This window comes from Dryocola sp. LX212 (assembly GCA_041504365.1).
Classification (GTDB): Bacteria; Pseudomonadota; Gammaproteobacteria; order Enterobacterales; family Enterobacteriaceae; genus Dryocola.
Genome location: CP167917.1, coordinates 773,537 through 792,041, shown reverse-complemented (window position 1 = coordinate 792,041; position 18,505 = coordinate 773,537). Strand labels below are relative to the sequence as shown.

The following is an 18,505-nucleotide window of genomic DNA, read 5'->3' as shown; positions in this document are numbered from 1 at the left end:
CAGGAGAAAGGTTGTGCTGATAATCGAAACGTTACCGCTGCTCCGCCAGCAAATCCGCCGCTGGCGCCAGGAAGGCAAGCGCATTGCGCTGGTGCCGACCATGGGTAACCTGCACGACGGCCATATGACGCTGGTTGAAGAAGCGAAGGCCGTGGCTGATGTGGTTGTGGTGAGCATTTTTGTTAACCCAATGCAGTTCGACCGTCCGGACGATCTGTCGCGCTATCCGCGCACGCTGCAGGAAGATTGCGAAAAGCTCAATCGTCGTAAGGTCGATCTGGTGTTTGCCCCCGCTCCTGCCGATGTCTATCCGCAGGGCATGGACATCCAGACCTATGTTGACGTGCCGGGCCTATCCACCATGCTGGAAGGTGCAAGCCGTCCGGGCCACTTCCGTGGCGTCTCCACCATCGTCAGCAAGCTGTTCAACCTGGTTCAGCCGGACGTCGCCTGCTTCGGGCAGAAGGACTACCAGCAGCTTCAGCTTATCCGCAAGATGACGGCGGATATGGGCTACGACATTGAGATTATTGGCGTACCAACCGTGCGGGCGAAAGATGGCCTCGCGCTCAGCTCCCGCAATGGTTACCTGACCGCCGAGCAGCGTAAAATTGCCCCAAACCTCAGTAAGGTCATGAACTCCATTGCCGATAAGCTGCGAGCAGGTGAGCGCGATACGGAAGAGCTTCTGGCGATTGCGGCAACCGAGCTTAACGAAAAAGGCCTGCGTTCTGACGATCTGCAAATCCGTGATGCCGACACGCTGCTGGAGCTTAATGACGACAGCAAACGCGCCGTCGTTCTCATGGCCGCATGGCTTGGTCAGGCGCGTCTGATTGATAACATTCAGGTTGATTTAGGGCAGTAGACAGCCCTGTAAAAACGGGCAATACTGCGCCAATATATTCATGGGATCGATGAAAATCGGTCCGGTTTAAGCCCAGACACAAAGGTTTAATTTTATGATTCGCACCATGCTGCAGGGCAAGCTCCACCGCGTGAAAGTGACCCAGGCGGACTTGCATTATGAAGGCTCCTGCGCCATCGATCAGGACTTCCTCGAGGCGGCAGGCATTCTGGAATATGAAGCCATCGATATCTACAACGTGACCAACGGTAAGCGTTTCTCAACTTACGCGATTGCCGGTGAGCGCGGATCGAAAATTATCTCTGTTAACGGCGCGGCTGCACACTGCGCAAGCGTGGGTGACATCCTGATTATCGCCAGCTACGTGACGATGCCGGACGAGCAGGCGCGCAGCTGGCAGCCGAAAGTCGCCTATTTTGACGGTGACAACGAGATGAAACGCCTGGCGAAAGCCGTACCGGTTCAGGTGGCGTAAGAAGTTTTCCCCTCACCCTTACCCTCTCCCCAAAAGGGCGAGGGGATCGATCGAGTTGTTTCCGTTATTCACCCTCTCCTTTTCGGGGTGAGGGTATAAACTCAGGACTCCGGCTGATTCGTTATCAACCGTGACATCGTCTCCAGCGAGTCCGTACGCAGAATATAAAGCCGCTTCAGCAGGAACGGATTATCTCCCGGTTTGACCTTGCCCCTTACCGTGGTGACCGCCATATGGAAACCCGCGTCGTTCGCAGCCTTCACCGCCTTGTCGTCATAGCCGCCAAATGGATAGGACAGATAGAGCACGTGCGGGTTGAACTGCGCCAGCGCGCGTCGGGAATGTTTAAAATCGAACAGGATATTATGGTAGCTGCGGCTCAACAAAATAGGCCGGCGGTAGCCGTCCACGCGGTGGAGGAAGTGGGTGTGGGACTGCACGTCAAACACATCCTGGCTGGCCTGCAGTTCCGAAATACTCATAAACTGCAGTGATTTAGGATTCCACTTCTGCGGATGACGCTTGATGCGCGACGAGATGATAAACGACGTCGCTTTAAAGCCGTACTCTTTCAAAATTGGGTACGCATAGCGGTATACGGACTTCAGCCCGTCATCAAACGTAATCGCTACCGAGCGTGCGGGCAGATTCATGCGGTTGCGCACGTAGCCTTCCAACTGATACATCGTCAGCGTGCTGTAGCCTCTGTCGCGCAGCCAGGTCATCTGATTACTGAACGCCACGACGGAGGTTGTCGTGGAAGTATGACGAAAACGCGTGTTTTCTTCATCGCGCAGGATGTGGTGGTAGGTCAGCACCGGGATGCCGTTATCCTGCTGCGCATCAAGACTGCTGACGTAGCCCAGACGGTTACCGATACGGATCTGGAACCAGGTCTGATTCAGCCGGTCTTTTAGCTTAGCGCTAATGGGATAGCGGATGTTGTCTGCCAGGGTACCAAAGGGCGCGCTGCCGCTGTTCGGCGCGTTATAAACCTGCACATCCCGGAAGGTCAGCAGATTCTGGTTGCTCAGCGGCTTGTTTAAATCCCCTAGTCTGTCCTCTACCCTTTGCTTTCCTGCCACCGGCCCCAGGTGGCTCTTATCGATAAACCCGGTGCCGAAGCCGAATCGGAACTCGTAGTAATCCGCCGCCGTCGGGACCACCGCCAAGATCTGTCCTTCCTCGATGGAGCCAACGGAAATGACTTTATCCCCGACCTGCGCCCAAATATCGGCATCTTCAGTGGTCTGCATATACTGCGCGGGAATTTCATGGCTGCTGAGCAGGCTGGCGTGTGCCTGGGATGCACAAAACAGTGCCATCAGGCAAAACATGAGGCGGGTTAACATAGCGGATTAAATAGCACTTTTTGCACATCCAGTGAGGGAGGCGGCTATTTTAGCATTTACGGCGTCAATACCAACCTTTCAGATCAATATTGATGCAGTAAGACAAATGGCGGGTTTTTACTCTGCTGATGCCAGAGGCTGGTAACCGTCTCTCCGCCCTGCACGACGATGAGCTGGCGAAAGGCTTCGCTGGTCAGCTTATCGCGCTGGTCAAAAATAGCCGTCAGAAGCGGTAGCGTAACGCCGGAAATAACTTCGCAGTGGGAATGAGTGTGGCTCAGCTGGGCGGCGGTACGGTAGGGAGCCGCGCCCGTTTTATCGGTCAGAAAGATGACGCCGTCGCCGGAGTCACAGTTATAAAGCGCGTCGCACAGCATCCGGCTCAGCATATTGGTGCTTAACCCTTTCCAGAAGTTCACCGCGCAGCACTGGGTCTGCGGGCCGAAGCGCTTTTCAAGCGCGTCCAGCATATCCTGAGCATAGTAGTCGTGGCCCGTGATCACCCATCCCAACATCGCGTATCTCCCGTAAACGAGAGGGTAGTCTGCCAGAAAGATCGTCGCGCGTGCTGACGTTCGTCAAATGAGTGCGGGAAATGTCTGAAATGCTTCCCCCGCAGGGGAAGCGAAACGATCAGGTGCGCAGACCGCGACCGCGCTGGATGAGGTACCAACACAGCAGATAGAACGCCGCAATAAACGCAATCAACACCACGACGGTAAACAGCAGCGGAACGTCGCTGATGCCGAGGAAGCCGTAGCGGAAGCCGCTGATCATGTAGACGATCGGGTTCAGGTGTGACAACGCCTGCCAGAACGGCGGCAGCAGGGTCAGAGAGTAGAACACCCCGCCCAGATAGGTCAGCGGCGTCAGCACGAATGTCGGGATCAGGCTGATGTCGTCGAACGTTTTGGCAAACACGGCGTTAAGCAGGCCCGCCAGCGAGAACAGAATCGCCGTTAGCACCAGCGTCAGCGCGACGAACAGCCAGGAGTGAACCTGGAACGGCACGAAGAACAAGGAAATAGCCGTTACCAACACGCCAACGCACAGGCCGCGCGCAACGCCGCCGCCTACGTAACCGGCGATTATCACGTGCGTCGGCACCGGGGCAACCAGCAGCTCTTCAATGTTACGCTGAAATTTGGCGCTGAAGAAAGAGGAGGCAACGTTGGCGTAAGCGTTAGTGATCACCGCCATCATGATCAGACCCGGCACGATGAACTGCATATAGGTGAAGCCATGCATTTCACCGATGCGCGAACCGATCAGGTTACCGAAGATGATGAAGTAGAGCGTCATGGTGATAACCGGCGGCACCAGCGTCTGGATCCAGATGCGGGTGAAGCGGTGGATCTCTTTGGTCCAGATACTTTTTAACGCTACCCAGTAGAGGTGCATCATGCCTGGTCTCCTTGTTTATTTACCAGCGTGACGAACAGCTCTTCCAGACGGTTGGCCTTGTTACGCATACTTAATACCTGAATCCCCTGTGCGCTTAGCTGGCTGAACACGCTGTTAATGCCCTGTTCGCGCAGCACTTCAACCTCAAGCGTCGCGGTGTCCACCAGGCGGTATTGATAGCCATCGAGCTTTGGCAGCGGGCTCTTCGGTGCCAGATCCAGAATGAACGTTTCTGACTTGAGCTTGGAGAGTAGCGACTTCATCGACGTGTTTTCTACCAGCTCACCGCTCTGGATAATGCCGATATTGCGGCAGAGCATTTCTGCTTCTTCCAGATAGTGGGTGGTCAGAATGATGGTGGTGCCCTTGTCGTTCAGGTCTTTTAAGAAGCCCCACATGGAACGACGGAGTTCGATATCCACCCCGGCCGTCGGCTCATCAAGAATCAGCAGCTTGGGCTCATGCATCAGCGCACGGGCGATCATAAGACGACGTTTCATACCGCCGGACAACATCCGCGCTCTTTCGCTACGCTTTTCCCACAGGTCGAGCTGTTTAAGATACTTTTCGCTGCGCGCTATCGCTTCATCGCGCTCAACGCCATAGTAGCCAGCCTGATGAACGACAATCTGCTGCACCGTTTCAAACGGGTTGAAGTTAAACTCCTGCGGGACCAGCCCGAGCTGGCGCTTGGCGTTCACTACATCGCTTTGCAGATCGTAACCGAAGACGCGTACCTTACCGGAGGTTTTGTTTACCAGTGAGCTGATGATGCCGATGGTGGTGGACTTGCCTGCGCCGTTAGGGCCAAGCAGAGCGTAGAAATCTCCCGCCTCGACACTGAGATCGATGCCGCGCAGCGCTTTAACGCCGCCCGCATAGGTCTTGGTGAGTTTTTCCAGTTCTAATGCAATGGTCATTGTTTGGGGTTACCTTTCGCGATGCACTTGTTATCAGTATAAAAATTTTCCGAGTTGCCCTATATTACCTTATCGCATTTCTCCGGTGACAGGTTGTTAGCCTCCATGAATGATATAGATACCCTCATCAGCAATAACCAGATATGGTCAAAACTGATGGAGGATGAAGACCCTGGCTTTTTTGAACGTTTATCCCAGGCACAAAAACCCCGTTATTTGTGGATTGGCTGCTCTGATAGCCGTGTACCGGCAGAACGCCTTACCGGCCTTGAACCCGGCGAGCTTTTTGTTCACCGTAACGTGGCCAACCTCGTTATCCATACTGACTTAAACTGCCTCTCAGTAGTGCAGTACGCGGTGGACGTGCTGGAAGTTGAGCACATCATCATCTGCGGTCATTACGGCTGCGGTGGCGTACAGGCGGCGGTAGAAAACCCGGATTTAGGGCTGATTAATAACTGGCTGCTGCACATCCGTGATATCTGGTTCAAGCATAGTTCGCTGCTGGGAGAGCTTCCGCCGGAACAACGCCTTGATACGCTGTGTGAGCTGAACGTGATGGAACAGGTCTACAACCTGGGCCACTCCACTATTATGCAGTCCGCCTGGAAACGCGGGCAGAAAGTGACCATCCACGGCTGGGCCTACGGCATTCACGATGGCCGCCTGCGCGACCTGGAAGTGACCGCCACCAGCCGCGAATCGCTCGAACAGGGCTACCGCAGCGGGATTTCCAATATGAAGCAGGCCAACACCAGCCACAAGAATAGAACGCCTTCCCAGTAAAACAGATAGCAAAAAGGGCCTTAAAGGCCCTTTTTCAATGGCCTACACCATCCACTACTCATCTAACAGGACGACTTTGCCGACGTACGGCAGATGGCGATAGCGCTGGGCGTAGTCGATGCCGTAGCCCACCACGAATTCATCAGGAATGGAGAATCCCACCCACTCAACGTTGACGTCCACTTCGCGGCGCTCAGGCTTGTCGAGCAGCGTACAGATAGCCAGTGACTTTGGCTGGCGCAGGCTGAGGATTTCACGCACTTTGCTCAGCGTATTGCCGGAATCAATGATGTCTTCGACGATCAGCACGTCTTTGCCGCGAATGTCTTCATCCAGGTCTTTGAGGATTTTCACATCGCGAGTGGTGGACATGCCGCTACCGTAGCTGGAGGCGGTCATAAAATCGACTTCATGGGGCACATGAACTTCACGGCACAGGTCCGCCATAAACATAAACGAGCCGCGCAGCAGGCCTACCAGCACCATATCACTGCCGCTATCACGGTAATGTTCAGTTATTTCACTACCTAATTGCGCGATACGGGCCTTGATCTCCGCTTCCGGGATCATTACTTCTACAGTATGTTTCATATCTATAACCACATGATTTTAAAACAAATCACTTAATGCTGACTCAGCGTCGGCCAGCACAAAATATTCAGGTCAGCAGTATAACAGCAAAACACATTGCTATGCGCTATCGGTAAAAAAGCCATTTATGTGATGCATATCACACTTGTTAATAACTATAATTAATTGCTATCAAACTTTTAAGAGCGTGATAATTGTGAAAACAAATAAATCTGGATCGCGGGTAATCGCGACCTTATCAGCCCTGTTTGCCGTGCTTACAGGACTGTATTTACTTATTGGCGGGATATGGTTAGTCGCAATTGGTGGGTCCTGGTACTACCCAATTGCAGGGGTGGTGATGCTCGTCACCGCATGGTTACTCTGGCAACGTAAAGCGCTGGCACTCTGGATTTACGCCGCGCTGTTGCTCTGCACCGTTTTATGGAGCATCTGGGAAGTCGGTTTCGACTTCTGGGCGTTGACGCCGCGTTTAGATGTTCTGTTCTTCTTCGGCGTGTGGCTGGTGCTGCCGTTTGTTTATCGTCAGTTCATTCTGCCTTCCGCTGGCGCGGCTCCGGCGCTTGGCGTTGTGCTGGCCGCCACCGTGGTGGTGCTGATTTGGGCAGTGTTCAACGATCCGCAGGAAATCAACGGCACCCTGAGCGCCGACGCTTCCGCACCTGCCGCAGCCTCGTCCACCATTCCTGATGCCGATTGGCCTGCCTATGGCCGTAACCAGGAAGGCCAGCGCTGGTCCCCTCTGAAGCAGATCAACGACAAAAACGTTGGCCAGCTGAAAGAGGCCTGGAGATTCCAGACCGGCGATCTTAAGCGTCCTACCGATCCGGGTGAAATCACTAACGAAGTCACCCCGATTAAAATTCGTGACACACTTTACCTCTGCACCGCGCACCAGCAGCTGTTTGCGCTGGATGCGGCTACCGGTAAACAAAAGTGGAAATTCGACCCGCGTCTGGATACCAACCCTTCCTTCCAGCACGTGACCTGCCGTGGCGTTTCGTATCATGAAGCGACAGCAGATAACGCCAGCCCGGATGGGGTAGCCGACTGTCCGCGTCGTATTCTGCTGCCGGTGAACGATGGCCGCCTGTTTGCGCTCAATGCCGATACCGGCAAGCTGTGCGAAAGCTTCGCTAACAAAGGCATTCTGAATCTGCAAACCAACATGCCGGTAACCACTCCGGGCATGTACGAACCAACTTCTCCGCCAATCGTCACCGACAAAGTGATCGTGATTGCGGGGGCGGTAACGGATAACTTCTCAACTCGTGAACCGTCGGGCGTTATTCGTGGTTTTGATGTGAATACCGGCAAGCTGCTGTGGGCCTTCGATCCGGGTGCAAAAGACCCGAATGCGATCCCGAGTGACGAGCATCACTTCACCATCAACTCACCGAACTCCTGGGCACCGGCTGCGTACGATGCCAAGCTGGATATGGTTTATCTGCCGATGGGCGTCACCACGCCGGACATCTGGGGCGGTAACCGTACCCCTGAGCAGGAGCGTTTCGCCAGCAGCATCGTGGCGCTGAACGCAACTACCGGTAAGCTTGCGTGGTCCTATCAGACTGTCCACCACGATTTGTGGGATATGGATATGCCTTCCCAGCCGACGCTTGCGGATATCCAGGATAAAAACGGTAACGTTGTTCCGGTGATTTACGCTCCGGCGAAAACCGGCAACATCTTCGTGCTGGACCGTCGTGACGGCAAGCTGGTTGTCCCTGCTCCGGAAAAACCGGTCCCGCAGGGCGCAGCTAAAGGTGATTACGTCACGCCAACCCAGCCGTTCTCCGATCTGAGCTTCCGTCCGAAGAAAGATCTGAGCGGCGCGGATATGTGGGGTGCGACGCTGTACGACCAGATGGTCTGCCGCATTATCTTCCACAAGCTGCGTTATGAAGGCATCTTCACGCCACCTTCTGAACAGGGCACGCTGGTGTTCCCGGGTAACCTGGGAATGTTCGAGTGGGGCGGTATTTCCGTTGATCCAAGCCGCCAGGTAGCGATTGCTAACCCAATGGCACTGCCGTTTGTCTCTAAACTGATGCCGCGTGGTCCTGGTAATCCTATGGAACCGCCAAAAGACGCGAAAGGTTCAGGCTCCGAGAGTGGCATTCAGCCGCAGTACGGCGTGCCGTATGGCGTAACGCTTAACCCGTTCCTGTCGCCGTTCGGCTTACCTTGTAAGCAGCCGGCATGGGGCTATATCTCCGCGTTGGATCTGAAAACCAACGAAGTGGTATGGAAAAAACGTATCGGTACCGTGCGCGACAGCTCACCGCTTCCGCTGCCGTTCAAAATGGGTATGCCGATGCTGGGCGGTCCGATTTCTACCGCGGGTAACGTGCTGTTTATTGGCGCAACCGCAGATAACTATCTGCGCGCGTACAACATGAGCAACGGTGACAAGCTGTGGGAAGCGCGTCTGCCGGCCGGTGGCCAGGCAACGCCGATGACCTATGAAGCGAACGGCAAGCAGTACGTCGTGATTTCCGCGGGTGGCCACGGCTCCTTCGGGACGAAGATGGGCGACTACATTGTTGCTTACGCTTTGCCGGACGACGCTAAGTAATAAAAAAGCGGGTAACGCATGAATGTTTACCCGCCTGAGAATGTCGGATGACGCTAAGCTTATCCGACCTGACACAGGGCGGATGAGCGAAAGCTTTATCCGCCTTTTTTATGCCACGGTAAAACCAAGCATCATGCCGGTATCTTCATGTTCCAGCAGATGACAGTGGGCCATATAAGCATGTTCTTTCGAGGCTTCGTGATCGAAGCGTACTAATACCTCGCTTCGCGCCCCTTCCACACGAACCGTATCTTTCCAGCCCTGACGATGTGCAGCAACCGGCTGACCGTTCTCGCTCAGAATGCGGAACTGCGTGCCGTGAATGTGGAACGGATGCAGCATCATGTCCCCTTCCCCGGAAATGGTCCATTTCTCGTATTTCCCCTTCTGCGCGGCGAAAGCCGGGGTGGCCATATCAAAAGCCTTGCCATTGATCTTGTTGGCATTGTGGAAGTCGAAACCGTGGCCCATCTGACCATGATGCATCTTGCCGTGATCCATACCGCCATGTTTCATACCGCCCATGTTGCCATGCCCGGCCATGCTCATGCCCGCCATTGCTTTCTCGCCATATTTTTCCATCAGCGCCTGCATGCCCATCATGTCGAGCATCGGGTTCATCATCAGCTGTAACCAGCGTTCGGTCAGGCCATCAAGCGCAGGTAAAGCGGGAAGATCCACCAGCTTATCCGGGAGTTCGCCAGATGAGGCAATACGCACCGGCTGAATACGCACAATCGGCTGCGGCTGGTCGAACGGGGCGATGGTCATGCCCATTTGCTTCACTGGCAGGGTCACGATATCAAACGGCTTACCGTCGCTGGTATCCACCAGCACTTCAAAACGCTCGCCCATCAGCAGCGGTAGCTCAGTGACTTTAACCGGTTCGCCCAGCAGGCCACCGTCACTGGCGATGACATACAGAGGGCGATTGTCGCTGGCGGCAATGTTCAGCGATCGGGCATTGCAGCCGTTCAGTAGACGTAAACGTAGCCAGCCGCGCGGGTTAGCATGCTGCGGATATTTGACCCCGTTGCACAGCAGAGTGTCACCAAACCAGCCAACGGCGGCGCTCATCACGTCCAGCTTGTAATCAATCTCGCCGTCGGCGCCAAAACGCTTATCCTGAATGATCAGCGGTACATCATCGATGCCCCACTGCTTTGGCAGCATAAGCTTGCGGCTTTCGGTGTCCTCAATCAGCACCAGACCCGCGAGGCCCATTGCCACCTGGTGCCCGGTTTTACCGTGCTGATGGGGATGGAACCAGCAGGTGGCTGCACGCTGCTGAGGCGTAAATTTGACGGTGCGTTTTCCCCCGGCGGCAATTACGCTCTGCGGGCCGCCGTCTACGTCGCCGGGCACTTCAAGTCCGTGCCAGTGCACCGTGGTTTCCTCAGCTAGGCTATTATGAATATCTACGGTAACACTTTCTCCCTGGGTAAGCCGCAGTGCAGGTCCCAGCAGGCTGCCATTGTAGCCCCAGGTTGTCGCCGGTTTACCGCCGAAGACGGATTTCCCGGCCTGGGCCGTAAGACGAAGCGTATTCCTGGCATCCGGAAGTAAGAGTTCCGGGACAGGTAAAGCGGGACGATCCGCCGCCAGGGCCGCACGGCTCCAGAGCGGCAGCGCGCTAAACGCGCCAAAAGCAGCGGAATATTTTATAAAATCACGGCGATGCATTTTCAGTTCCTTTTGTTAGCTGTCGTGCCTGAAAGCATAAACCTTTCCCTAACGGGAAGGTCAAGATTGCAGCAAAGAATAAATATCGTCGTGCCCTATTTAACTGTGTTAACGTTTCTTATCTGATAAAAAGTGGTAGGTGTAATGAAGACGGGAGTTAAGGCATTAATGTTGGGTGTTTTGCTGGCATTTTCTACCAGCAGTCAGGCCCTTAGCGAATCTGAAGCGGAAGATATGGCCGATCTTACTGCGGTATTTGTTTTTTTAAAAAATGATTGCGGCTACCAGAATCTCCCAAACGGACAAATTCGCCGCGCGCTGGTCTTTTTTGCTCAGCAGAACCAGTGGGATTTGAGCAACTACGATAGCTTTAATATGAAAGCGCTCGGCGAGGACAGCTACCGAGATTTGAGCGGCATCGCCATCCCGACGGCAAACAAATGCAAATCGCTGGCCCGTGACTCGTTAAGCCTGCTCGCCTACGTTAAGTAACCCGCCTTTCCTGCCTCTTTGATGAAATAACAGCCGTGCACCCACGGCTGTTGTTGGCTATGATGTTGCGCTAATTTTGCAAGAGTGTTACCAACGAGGTGTCCATCATGACCGAGAAAAAAGTGTGGCAGGAAACGCTGCATAACGAGTTTGGTCAGTACTTTGCCGTGAACAACGTCCTGTACCGCGAAAAGACCGATTGCCAGGATCTGGTTATCTTCGAGAATGCAGCTTTTGGCCGCGTGATGGCGCTGGATGGCGTAGTGCAAACCACCGAGCGCGACGAGTTTATCTATCATGAGATGATGACCCACGTACCGCTGCTGGCTCACGGGCAGGCAAAGCATGTGCTGATCATCGGCGGGGGTGACGGTGCGATGCTGCGAGAAGTGACTCGCCATCAGAGCGTTGAATCCATCACGATGGTGGAAATTGATGCTGATGTGGTCTCATTCTGTCGCCAATACCTGCCCAATCATAACGCTGGCAGTTATGACGACCCGCGTTTTAATCTGATCATCGACGACGGCGTTAACTTTGTCAGCCAGACCGCACAAACCTTTGATGTCATTATCTCCGACTGTACGGATCCCATCGGGCCGGGTGAAAGCCTGTTTACCTCCGCGTTTTATGAAGGCTGCAAGCGCTGCCTGAACCCAGGCGGGATTTTTGTGGCGCAGAACGGCGTCTGTTTCCTGCAGCAGGCCGAAGCGCTGGATAGCCACCGTAAACTTAGCCATTACTTTGCCGACGTGAGCTTTTACCAGGCGGCCATTCCGACCTACTTCGGCGGTATCATGACCTTTGCCTGGGCGACCGATAACCCAGCACTGCGCCATCTGCCCACGGAAACGCTCCAGGCGCGATTCCATAAAGCCGGGATAAAGTGCCGCTATTACAATCCGGCAATCCATACGGCAGCCTTTGCTTTGCCGCAGTATCTGCTGGATGCGCTGGTGAACCAGTCATCCTGAGGAGGTGATAAAAATTGAAAAAACTGAAGCTGCACGGCTTTAACAACCTGACTAAAAGCCTGAGTTTTTGTATCTACGACATCTGCTACGTCAAGACCGCCGAGGAGCGGGACGGCTACATCGCCTACATCGACGAGCTGTATAACGCCAATCGTCTGACGGAGATCCTCAGCGAAACCTGCTCGATAATCGGCGCGAATATCCTGAATATCGCCCGCCAGGACTACGAGCCGCAGGGCGCGAGCGTGACCGTGCTGGTGAGCGAAGAACCCGTCGATCCGCAGAGCATTGACCAGTCCGAGCATCCCGGCCCGCTGCCGGACGCCATTGTCGCCCATCTGGATAAAAGTCACATCTGCGTACACACCTATCCGGAAAGCCACCCCGAAGGTGGATTATGTACCTTCCGGGCCGACATAGAGGTGTCAACATGTGGAGTCATTTCACCGCTAAATGCGCTGAACTACCTTATTCATCAACTTGAGTCCGATATCGTGACCGTGGATTACCGCGTACGCGGCTTTACCCGCGACGTGCACGGAAAAAAACACTTTATCGATCATGAGATTAACTCAATTCAGAACTTTATGTCCCGGGACATGAAAGCACTGTACGACATGATGGATGTGAACGTTTATCAGGAGAACATCTTCCACACTAAAATGCTGCTGAAAGAGTTCGATCTGAAGCACTACATGTTCCACACCCGTCCGGAGGATTTGGGCGAAGAGGAACGCAAGGCAATTACGGATATGCTCTGGAAAGAGATGCGCGAAATTTATTACGGACGCAATATTCCGGCAATCTGATTCCTTTGACTACGCTCAAATATCTATAAAAGCCGGCAATAAACTGTCGGTTTTTTTAAGACAATGTCAGCAGAAGGATTCTGAAATAATCCTCCGGGGATATACCCAAAAGCCTAATTTGTTACACTGATATTTATAGGGATAATTTCATCGATCACTGGAATGAACATATTGGACACTAAACCTTTAATTCGACTGCTGCCCGTGGCGATTCTGTTACTGGCTGGATGCAGCCTTATTTCACACAAGAAAACGCCTCCCCCGGCAACGTCAAAGTCAACGTCAACGTCAACGTCAACGTCAACGTCAACGTCAACGTCAACGTCAACGTCAACGTCAACGTCAACACATTCACCGGTACCAGCAGTGCAGTCAGTTGTACAGCCGGAGTCTAATCAGGCAAAAAATAGCGAGCAGGCAAAGATTAACTACTGCAGAAAGGCGTTGGATTCGCTTAAACAGATCAACGCAAAGCAGGCTTACAAATATAACACTAGCTTTAATTCACTGGTCAGCGCCGCATCACAATATAATTCGGTACGCGATCAGGTCGCCACATCGACCCGCCAGGCCGTTGATTCAATGTATCAATTTAAAGCAGCAAAACTCTGTGCTGACATTGATAAAGAGTTAATGGACAGTCTGGTTGCGCGCGGGGAGAACGCCGTACGATGAATGTTCTCGGCAAGCTGAAGCCAACATCTTTTTCTTTATCTGCGATTTTGACAGGTTTGCTGATCGTGTCTTGTGCCGTTGTCGCGCAAGAAGATGATGCGCTTGTGAGTATTACCTCACAGATCAATGATGACAATGCCATTCCAGCCATACTTAATTATGCGCGTAATAATAACATTCATGATGCAACGGAAACAAAACCTGTTGAAAAGAAAAAAAAACCCTTAGTCCGCCAGAATCCCTCCGCTCAACCGGGCAAAAGAGAAAATAGTCAACAGGGTTGGTTAACGCGTAAAGATGAAAAGATCAATCAACTGCAGGCGCAGCTGGAAAATAAATCTGCTGCGGCTGAAGTGGCACTAAAGAAAGAACAAGTATTGCTTGCGAAAATAAGCAGGCTGCAGGCTTCGCTTGATGAACTGATGGCTGACAAGATAAAAATTGCCAATCAGCTTGAAGAAACGAAAGCCCATTTAAGCCAAAACAAAGAAGGCCTGCAGGCCTCAATTAATGCCGTGATGGCCGAGAAGCAAAAATTGGCCGTCGAGCTTGAAGCCATCAAAAACCAGTCAGGTAAGGAAAAAGAAAACCTGCAGACTTCATTCAACGCCGTAACAGCCGAGAAGCAAAAGTTGGCCGCTGAGCTTGAAACAATCAAAAACCAGTCAGGTAAGGAAAAAGAAACTCTGCAGAAATCACTCAACACCGCGATGGCCGAGAAGCAAAAGCTGGCCGCTGAGCTTGAAATAATCAAAAACCAGTCAGGTAAGGAAAAAGAAACTCTGCAGGAATCACTCAACACCGCGATGGCCGAGAAGCAAAAGCTGGCCGCCGATCTAGAGACGCTCAACTCTCTGTTTGCTCGGGAAAAAGAAGCTCTGAAGGTAGAAACCAATAGCGTTGCGACCTTAACGGCAAAACTGGCAGAACTACAAAAAATAGCTGGCAGCCATCCCCCTAAACTCGATCTGGATAAGATCCCGCAGCAGCAGGCTTACTCGGTTGGCGTATCGCTTGGTGATGATGTTTTACAAGAGTTATTAACCCGGGAAATCCAGGGTGTTAAAATGGATCGCGTTGCCGTATTAAAAGGAATTGAAGACGTTTTCGCAGATAACGTAGCGCTGGATGAGCAAACCCGCAAAAAAGCCTTGCTCGCAGCAACCGAAGAAGTTTTTAATAATCTGAATAAACTTGAAAAACAGGCATTAAACGAAGGAAAAAAATACCTCGAAAAGTTTAAAAAACAAAAAAATGTGCAGTTTAAAGAGGGTGTTTACAGTCGAATAGATTATGCCGGTAAAGGGGAAATTAAACCCGACGATACGGTAACGGTAGTAATGAAAGAAACCCTGACTGACGGCACCGTAGTGAGCGATATGGAAGTTGCAGGAAAAGTCTGGTCGCAGCCGCTGAGCGATTATCCAGCTATCTTCCGCGCGCCTCTTGAGCGACTGGAAGACCACGGTAGCGTAACGATCGTTGTGCCACCGGAACTTGCCTATGGTAGCAAAGGCGTGCCGCCTAAAATCCCACCGGGATCTACCATGACCTATAGCGTTCGCATAGTGGAAGTGGGAAAAAAGAAATAATTATCAGGCCCGTCAGGGCCTGATGTAACTTATCTGCCAGCGATAAATTCCCGGTAGGCATTCATGACCTGCAGGAAATCTTCCACTCCGCAGAATGACAGGCTCTCTTCGTCGTAATAGCTCATTCCTTCTTCTATCTCGTCGCCCGAAATCTCCAGCTGGTTGGCGCGGATAATGACTTCTTCGCCGTCAAGCCACAGGGTGTATTCATGCCCGATGGTCTGCCACTGGCGCTCGCTGCCCTTCACCGACGCCATTGCCTGTTCCACTTCATCAAGCAGGCCCGGATTGTCTTTTACTTCCTCGTTGAACCAGTGGCCCACCACTTCGTGGCCCATCGACATACGCACCTTCACAAGTCCTGTGACATCGCGCAAAAATTCATATTCCATGGTGTTTTCCTCTGCCTGCTGAGGGAAAGCCAGCACCCTCGTCGCGTATAGGGTAAGTATCGCAGTAAAGACAACGAAAAACAGCGTGGAAACCTTCAGACCGAGAATAAAAAGGGAGGCCTGAGCCTCCCTCTGTCAGGTTTGTATAAACCTTATACGGCAGTCTGGAAAATCACGCCGTCTGCTTTCTCGGTGTACTGGGAAAGCTGGTCGAAGTTCAGGTAGCGATAGGTATCTACCGCTGTCTTATCGACCTGCGCCATAAAGGTCTGGTATTCCTCAGGCGTTGGCAGTTTCCCCAGCAGTGAGGCGACTGCGGCAAGCTCTGCGGAGGCCAGGAAGACGTTCGCGCCGGTCCCTAAACGGTTCGGGAAGTTACGGGTAGAAGTCGATACTACCGTCGCGCCGTCAGCCACACGCGCCTGGTTACCCATGCACAGTGAACAGCCAGGGATTTCGATACGCGCCCCGCTCTTGCCGAATACGCTGTAGTAGCCTTCTTCGGTGAGCTGTGCCGCATCCATTCGCGTTGGCGGTGCAACCCACAGACGAGTTGGCAGCTGGCCTTTGTGGCTGTCCAGCAGCTTGCCCGCCGCGCGGAAGTGGCCGATGTTGGTCATGCAGGAGCCGATAAACACTTCATCGATTTTCTCGCCCTGAACGTCAGACAGCAGTCGCGCGTCGTCCGGGTCATTCGGTGCGCACAGGATCGGCTCTTTGATATCGTTCAGATCGATTTCGATGATCTCTGCGTATTCCGCGTCTGCGTCAGCTTCCAGCAGCTGCGGATCCGCCAGCCATTTCTCCATGCCCTGGATACGGCGCTCCAGCGTGCGGCGGTCGCCGTAGCCTTCTGCGATCATCCACTTCAGCAGCACGATGTTGGAGTTCAGGTACTCTTCGATCGGCTCGCGATCCAGCTTGATGGTGCAACCCGCAGCGGAACGCTCTGCGGAAGCATCCGTCAGCTCAAACGCCTGCTCGACTTTCAGCGTTGGCAGACCTTCAATTTCCAGAATGCGGCCGGAGAAGATGTTCTTCTTACCTTTCTTCTCAACGGTCAGCAGGCCCTGCTTGATAGCGTACAGCGGGATAGCGTGTACCAGGTCACGCAGGGTGATACCCGGCTGCATTTTACCTTTGAAGCGCACCAGCACCGACTCAGGCATATCCAGCGGCATAACCCCGGTCGCAGCGGCAAACGCCACCAGACCGGAACCAGCCGGGAAGGAGATGCCGATAGGGAAACGGGTGTGGGAGTCACCACCGGTACCTACGGTATCCGGCAGCAGCATGCGGTTCAGCCAGGAGTGGATAACGCCATCGCCCGGACGCAGCGACACGCCGCCACGGTTCATGATGAAGTCAGGCAGAGTGTGGTGTGTGGTCACATCCACAGGCTTAGGATAAGCCGCGGTGTGGCAGAAGGACTGCATCACCAGGTCGGCTGAGAAGCCCAGGCACGCCAGGTCTTTCAGTTCATCACGGGTCATTGGACCGGTGGTGTCCTGAGAGCCGACGGACGTCATTTTTGGTTCGCAATACTGGTTAGGACGGATGCCGTCCACGCCGCAGGCACGGCCAACCATTTTCTGCGCCAGAGAGAAGCCACGGGTGCTGGCCGCCACGTCTTTTGCCTGGACGAAGACTTCGCTGTTCGGCAGGCCGAGCGCTTCACGTGCTTTAGTCGTCAGACCGCGACCAATGATCAGCGGAATACGGCCACCGGCGCGCACTTCATCAAGCAGCACGTCAGTTTTCAGTTCGAAATTAGCGATAATTTCGTTGGTGTCGTGGTTACGCACTTCGCCTTTATACGGATAGATGTCGATAACATCGCCCATGTTCAGGTCGTTAACGTCCACTTCAATCGGCAGCGCACCGGCATCTTCCATGGTGTTGAAGAAGATTGGCGCAATTTTACCGCCCAGAACCACACCGCCGCCGCGCTTATTCGGCACGTTAGGGATGTCGTCACCCATGAACCACAGCACGGAGTTAGTGGCGGATTTACGGGATGAACCGGTACCGACAACATCACCAACATACGCCAGCGGGAAGCCTTTCTCATTCAGGGCTTCGATTTGCTTGATTGGACCGACGCTGCCCGGCTGATCCGGGTCAATGCCTTCACGGGCGTTTTTCAGCATCGCCAGAGCGTGCAGTGGAATGTCCGGACGGGACCAGGCATCCGGCGCAGGAGACAGGTCATCGGTGTTAGTTTCACCGGTCACTTTGAAGACGGTAACGGTGATTTTCTCGGCCAGCTTTGGACGAGACAGGAACCACTCGGCGTCAGCCCAGGATTTCAGAACCCGCTGCGCGTGGGTGTTGCCCGCTTTCGCCTTCTCTTCAACGTCATAAAAGTTGTCGAACATCAGCAGCGTATGAGATAGCGCTTTGGCGGCAATGGCAGCCAGCTTATCGTTGTCCAGCGCGTCAATCAGCGGGTGAATGTTGTATCCGCCCTGCATGGTACCAAGCAGTTCGACTGCTTTTTCAGGGGAGATTAATGGGGAAGTAGCGTCGCCTTTGGCGAGGGCAGCCAAGAAACCGGCTTTAACGTAGGCGGCTTCATCGACGCCTGGTGGAACGCGGTTGGTGATCAGATCTAACAGAAATGCTTCTTCGCCAGCAGGCGGATTCTTCAGCAGCTCAACCAGTGCGGCCATTTGGGTTGCATCTAATGGTTTTGCAACAATCCCCTCGGCGGCACGTTCAGCTACGTGCTTACGGTATTCTTCTAGCACGACGGTTCTCCTCGCTCTCATTGTCATATGGCGCCACCAGGCTAATCTCTTCACGCTCCTGTGAGACAGCAGTTTGTAGGGTAAATGCCCGATACCGCGTCGGGCAGCATAGCAGGATTTTCAGGGGGAGTTAATCTGTTTACAAAAAAGCAACATACTATTTT

General features: G+C 53.5%; 18 protein-coding genes. 10 read left to right on the top strand and 8 right to left on the bottom strand.

What is annotated here, in order from left to right:
* Positions 1-13 precede the first annotated feature (13 nt).
* Together panC and panD are read left to right on the top strand one after the other, a co-directional pair.
* Complete coding sequence (gene panC / locus ACA108_03795) at positions 14-868, top strand: pantoate--beta-alanine ligase (GenBank protein XEX96680.1); 855 nt, start codon at positions 14-16, stop codon at positions 866-868.
* A gap of 94 nt (positions 869-962) precedes the next feature.
* Complete coding sequence (gene panD, locus ACA108_03790; protein ID XEX96679.1) at positions 963-1,343, top strand: aspartate 1-decarboxylase; 381 nt, start codon at positions 963-965, stop codon at positions 1,341-1,343.
* 101 nt (positions 1,344-1,444) lie between these two features.
* Here the strand turns inward: panD and ACA108_03785 are convergent, their stop codons facing one another.
* The 4 genes from ACA108_03785 to ACA108_03770 form a co-directional block, all read right to left on the bottom strand.
* Positions 1,445-2,695: a polysaccharide deacetylase family protein gene (locus ACA108_03785; protein XEX96678.1), complete on the bottom strand. Its 1,251-nt coding sequence runs from the start codon at positions 2,693-2,695 to the stop codon at positions 1,445-1,447.
* Positions 2,696-2,778: 83 nt separating this feature from the next.
* Positions 2,779-3,210 (bottom strand): PTS sugar transporter subunit IIA, encoded by a 432-nt coding sequence (locus tag ACA108_03780; protein ID XEX96677.1) that lies wholly within the window; start codon positions 3,208-3,210, stop codon positions 2,779-2,781.
* Positions 3,211-3,328: 118 nt separating this feature from the next.
* Complete coding sequence (locus ACA108_03775) at positions 3,329-4,099, bottom strand: ABC transporter permease (GenBank protein XEX96676.1); 771 nt, start codon at positions 4,097-4,099, stop codon at positions 3,329-3,331.
* Positions 4,096-5,019, bottom strand: a complete 924-nt coding sequence (locus ACA108_03770) for an ABC transporter ATP-binding protein (protein XEX96675.1) — start codon at positions 5,017-5,019, stop codon at positions 4,096-4,098. The genes ACA108_03775 and ACA108_03770 overlap by 4 nt, the downstream gene beginning before the upstream one ends.
* A gap of 105 nt (positions 5,020-5,124) precedes the next feature.
* On the opposite strand from ACA108_03770, the gene can reads away from it, so the two are divergent.
* On the top strand, positions 5,125-5,805 hold the full coding sequence (gene can / locus ACA108_03765) for a carbonate dehydratase (protein ID XEX96674.1): 681 nt from the start codon (positions 5,125-5,127) through the stop codon (positions 5,803-5,805).
* A gap of 54 nt (positions 5,806-5,859) precedes the next feature.
* Here the strand turns inward: can and hpt are convergent, their stop codons facing one another.
* Positions 5,860-6,396 carry a hypoxanthine phosphoribosyltransferase gene (gene hpt / locus ACA108_03760; protein XEX96673.1) on the bottom strand — a complete coding sequence of 179 codons (537 nt, stop codon included), beginning with the start codon at positions 6,394-6,396 and terminating at the stop codon, positions 5,860-5,862.
* Between the two features lie 193 nt (positions 6,397-6,589).
* Between hpt and ACA108_03755 the strand changes: the two genes are divergently transcribed.
* Positions 6,590-8,974, top strand: a complete 2,385-nt coding sequence (locus ACA108_03755; GenBank protein ID XEX98010.1) for a glucose/quinate/shikimate family membrane-bound PQQ-dependent dehydrogenase — start codon at positions 6,590-6,592, stop codon at positions 8,972-8,974.
* 108 nt (positions 8,975-9,082) lie between these two features.
* Here ACA108_03755 and cueO read toward each other — a convergent pair whose 3' ends face one another.
* A complete protein-coding gene (gene cueO / locus ACA108_03750; GenBank protein ID XEX96672.1) occupies positions 9,083-10,657 on the bottom strand; it encodes a multicopper oxidase CueO in 1,575 nt (524 codons plus the stop codon).
* A 144-nt stretch (positions 10,658-10,801) separates the two neighbouring features.
* Here cueO and ACA108_03745 point away from each other — a divergent pair, with 144 nt between their 5' ends.
* The 6 genes from ACA108_03745 to ACA108_03720 all read left to right on the top strand — a co-directional run bounded on the left by ACA108_03745 (position 10,802) and on the right by ACA108_03720 (position 15,199).
* Positions 10,802-11,149 carry a YacC family pilotin-like protein gene (locus ACA108_03745; protein ID XEX96671.1) on the top strand — a complete coding sequence of 116 codons (348 nt, stop codon included), beginning with the start codon at positions 10,802-10,804 and terminating at the stop codon, positions 11,147-11,149.
* Positions 11,150-11,256: 107 nt separating this feature from the next.
* Positions 11,257-12,123 (top strand): polyamine aminopropyltransferase, encoded by an 867-nt coding sequence (speE, locus tag ACA108_03740; protein XEX96670.1) that lies wholly within the window; start codon positions 11,257-11,259, stop codon positions 12,121-12,123.
* Between the two features lie 14 nt (positions 12,124-12,137).
* The gene (gene speD, locus ACA108_03735; GenBank protein XEX96669.1) at positions 12,138-12,932 is read left to right on the top strand and encodes an adenosylmethionine decarboxylase; all 795 of its coding nucleotides are present in this window, start codon (positions 12,138-12,140) and stop codon (positions 12,930-12,932) included.
* Positions 12,933-13,159: 227 nt separating this feature from the next.
* Complete coding sequence (locus ACA108_03730; GenBank protein XEX96668.1) at positions 13,160-13,327, top strand: hypothetical protein; 168 nt, start codon at positions 13,160-13,162, stop codon at positions 13,325-13,327.
* Positions 13,299-13,607 (top strand): permease, encoded by a 309-nt coding sequence (locus ACA108_03725; GenBank protein ID XEX96667.1) that lies wholly within the window; start codon positions 13,299-13,301, stop codon positions 13,605-13,607. The genes ACA108_03730 and ACA108_03725 overlap by 29 nt, the downstream gene beginning before the upstream one ends.
* On the top strand, positions 13,604-15,199 hold the full coding sequence (locus tag ACA108_03720; GenBank protein XEX96666.1) for an FKBP-type peptidyl-prolyl cis-trans isomerase N-terminal domain-containing protein: 1,596 nt from the start codon (positions 13,604-13,606) through the stop codon (positions 15,197-15,199). The genes ACA108_03725 and ACA108_03720 overlap by 4 nt, the downstream gene beginning before the upstream one ends.
* 29 nt (positions 15,200-15,228) lie before the next feature.
* Here the strand turns inward: ACA108_03720 and yacL are convergent, their stop codons facing one another.
* Both yacL and acnB read right to left on the bottom strand, forming a co-directional pair.
* Positions 15,229-15,591: a protein YacL gene (yacL, locus tag ACA108_03715; protein XEX96665.1), complete on the bottom strand. Its 363-nt coding sequence runs from the start codon at positions 15,589-15,591 to the stop codon at positions 15,229-15,231.
* A 152-nt stretch (positions 15,592-15,743) separates the two neighbouring features.
* Positions 15,744-18,341, bottom strand: coding sequence for a bifunctional aconitate hydratase 2/2-methylisocitrate dehydratase (acnB, locus tag ACA108_03710; GenBank protein ID XEX96664.1), 2,598 nt, complete (start codon positions 18,339-18,341; stop codon positions 15,744-15,746).
* Between the last annotated feature and the right edge of the window lie 164 nt (positions 18,342-18,505).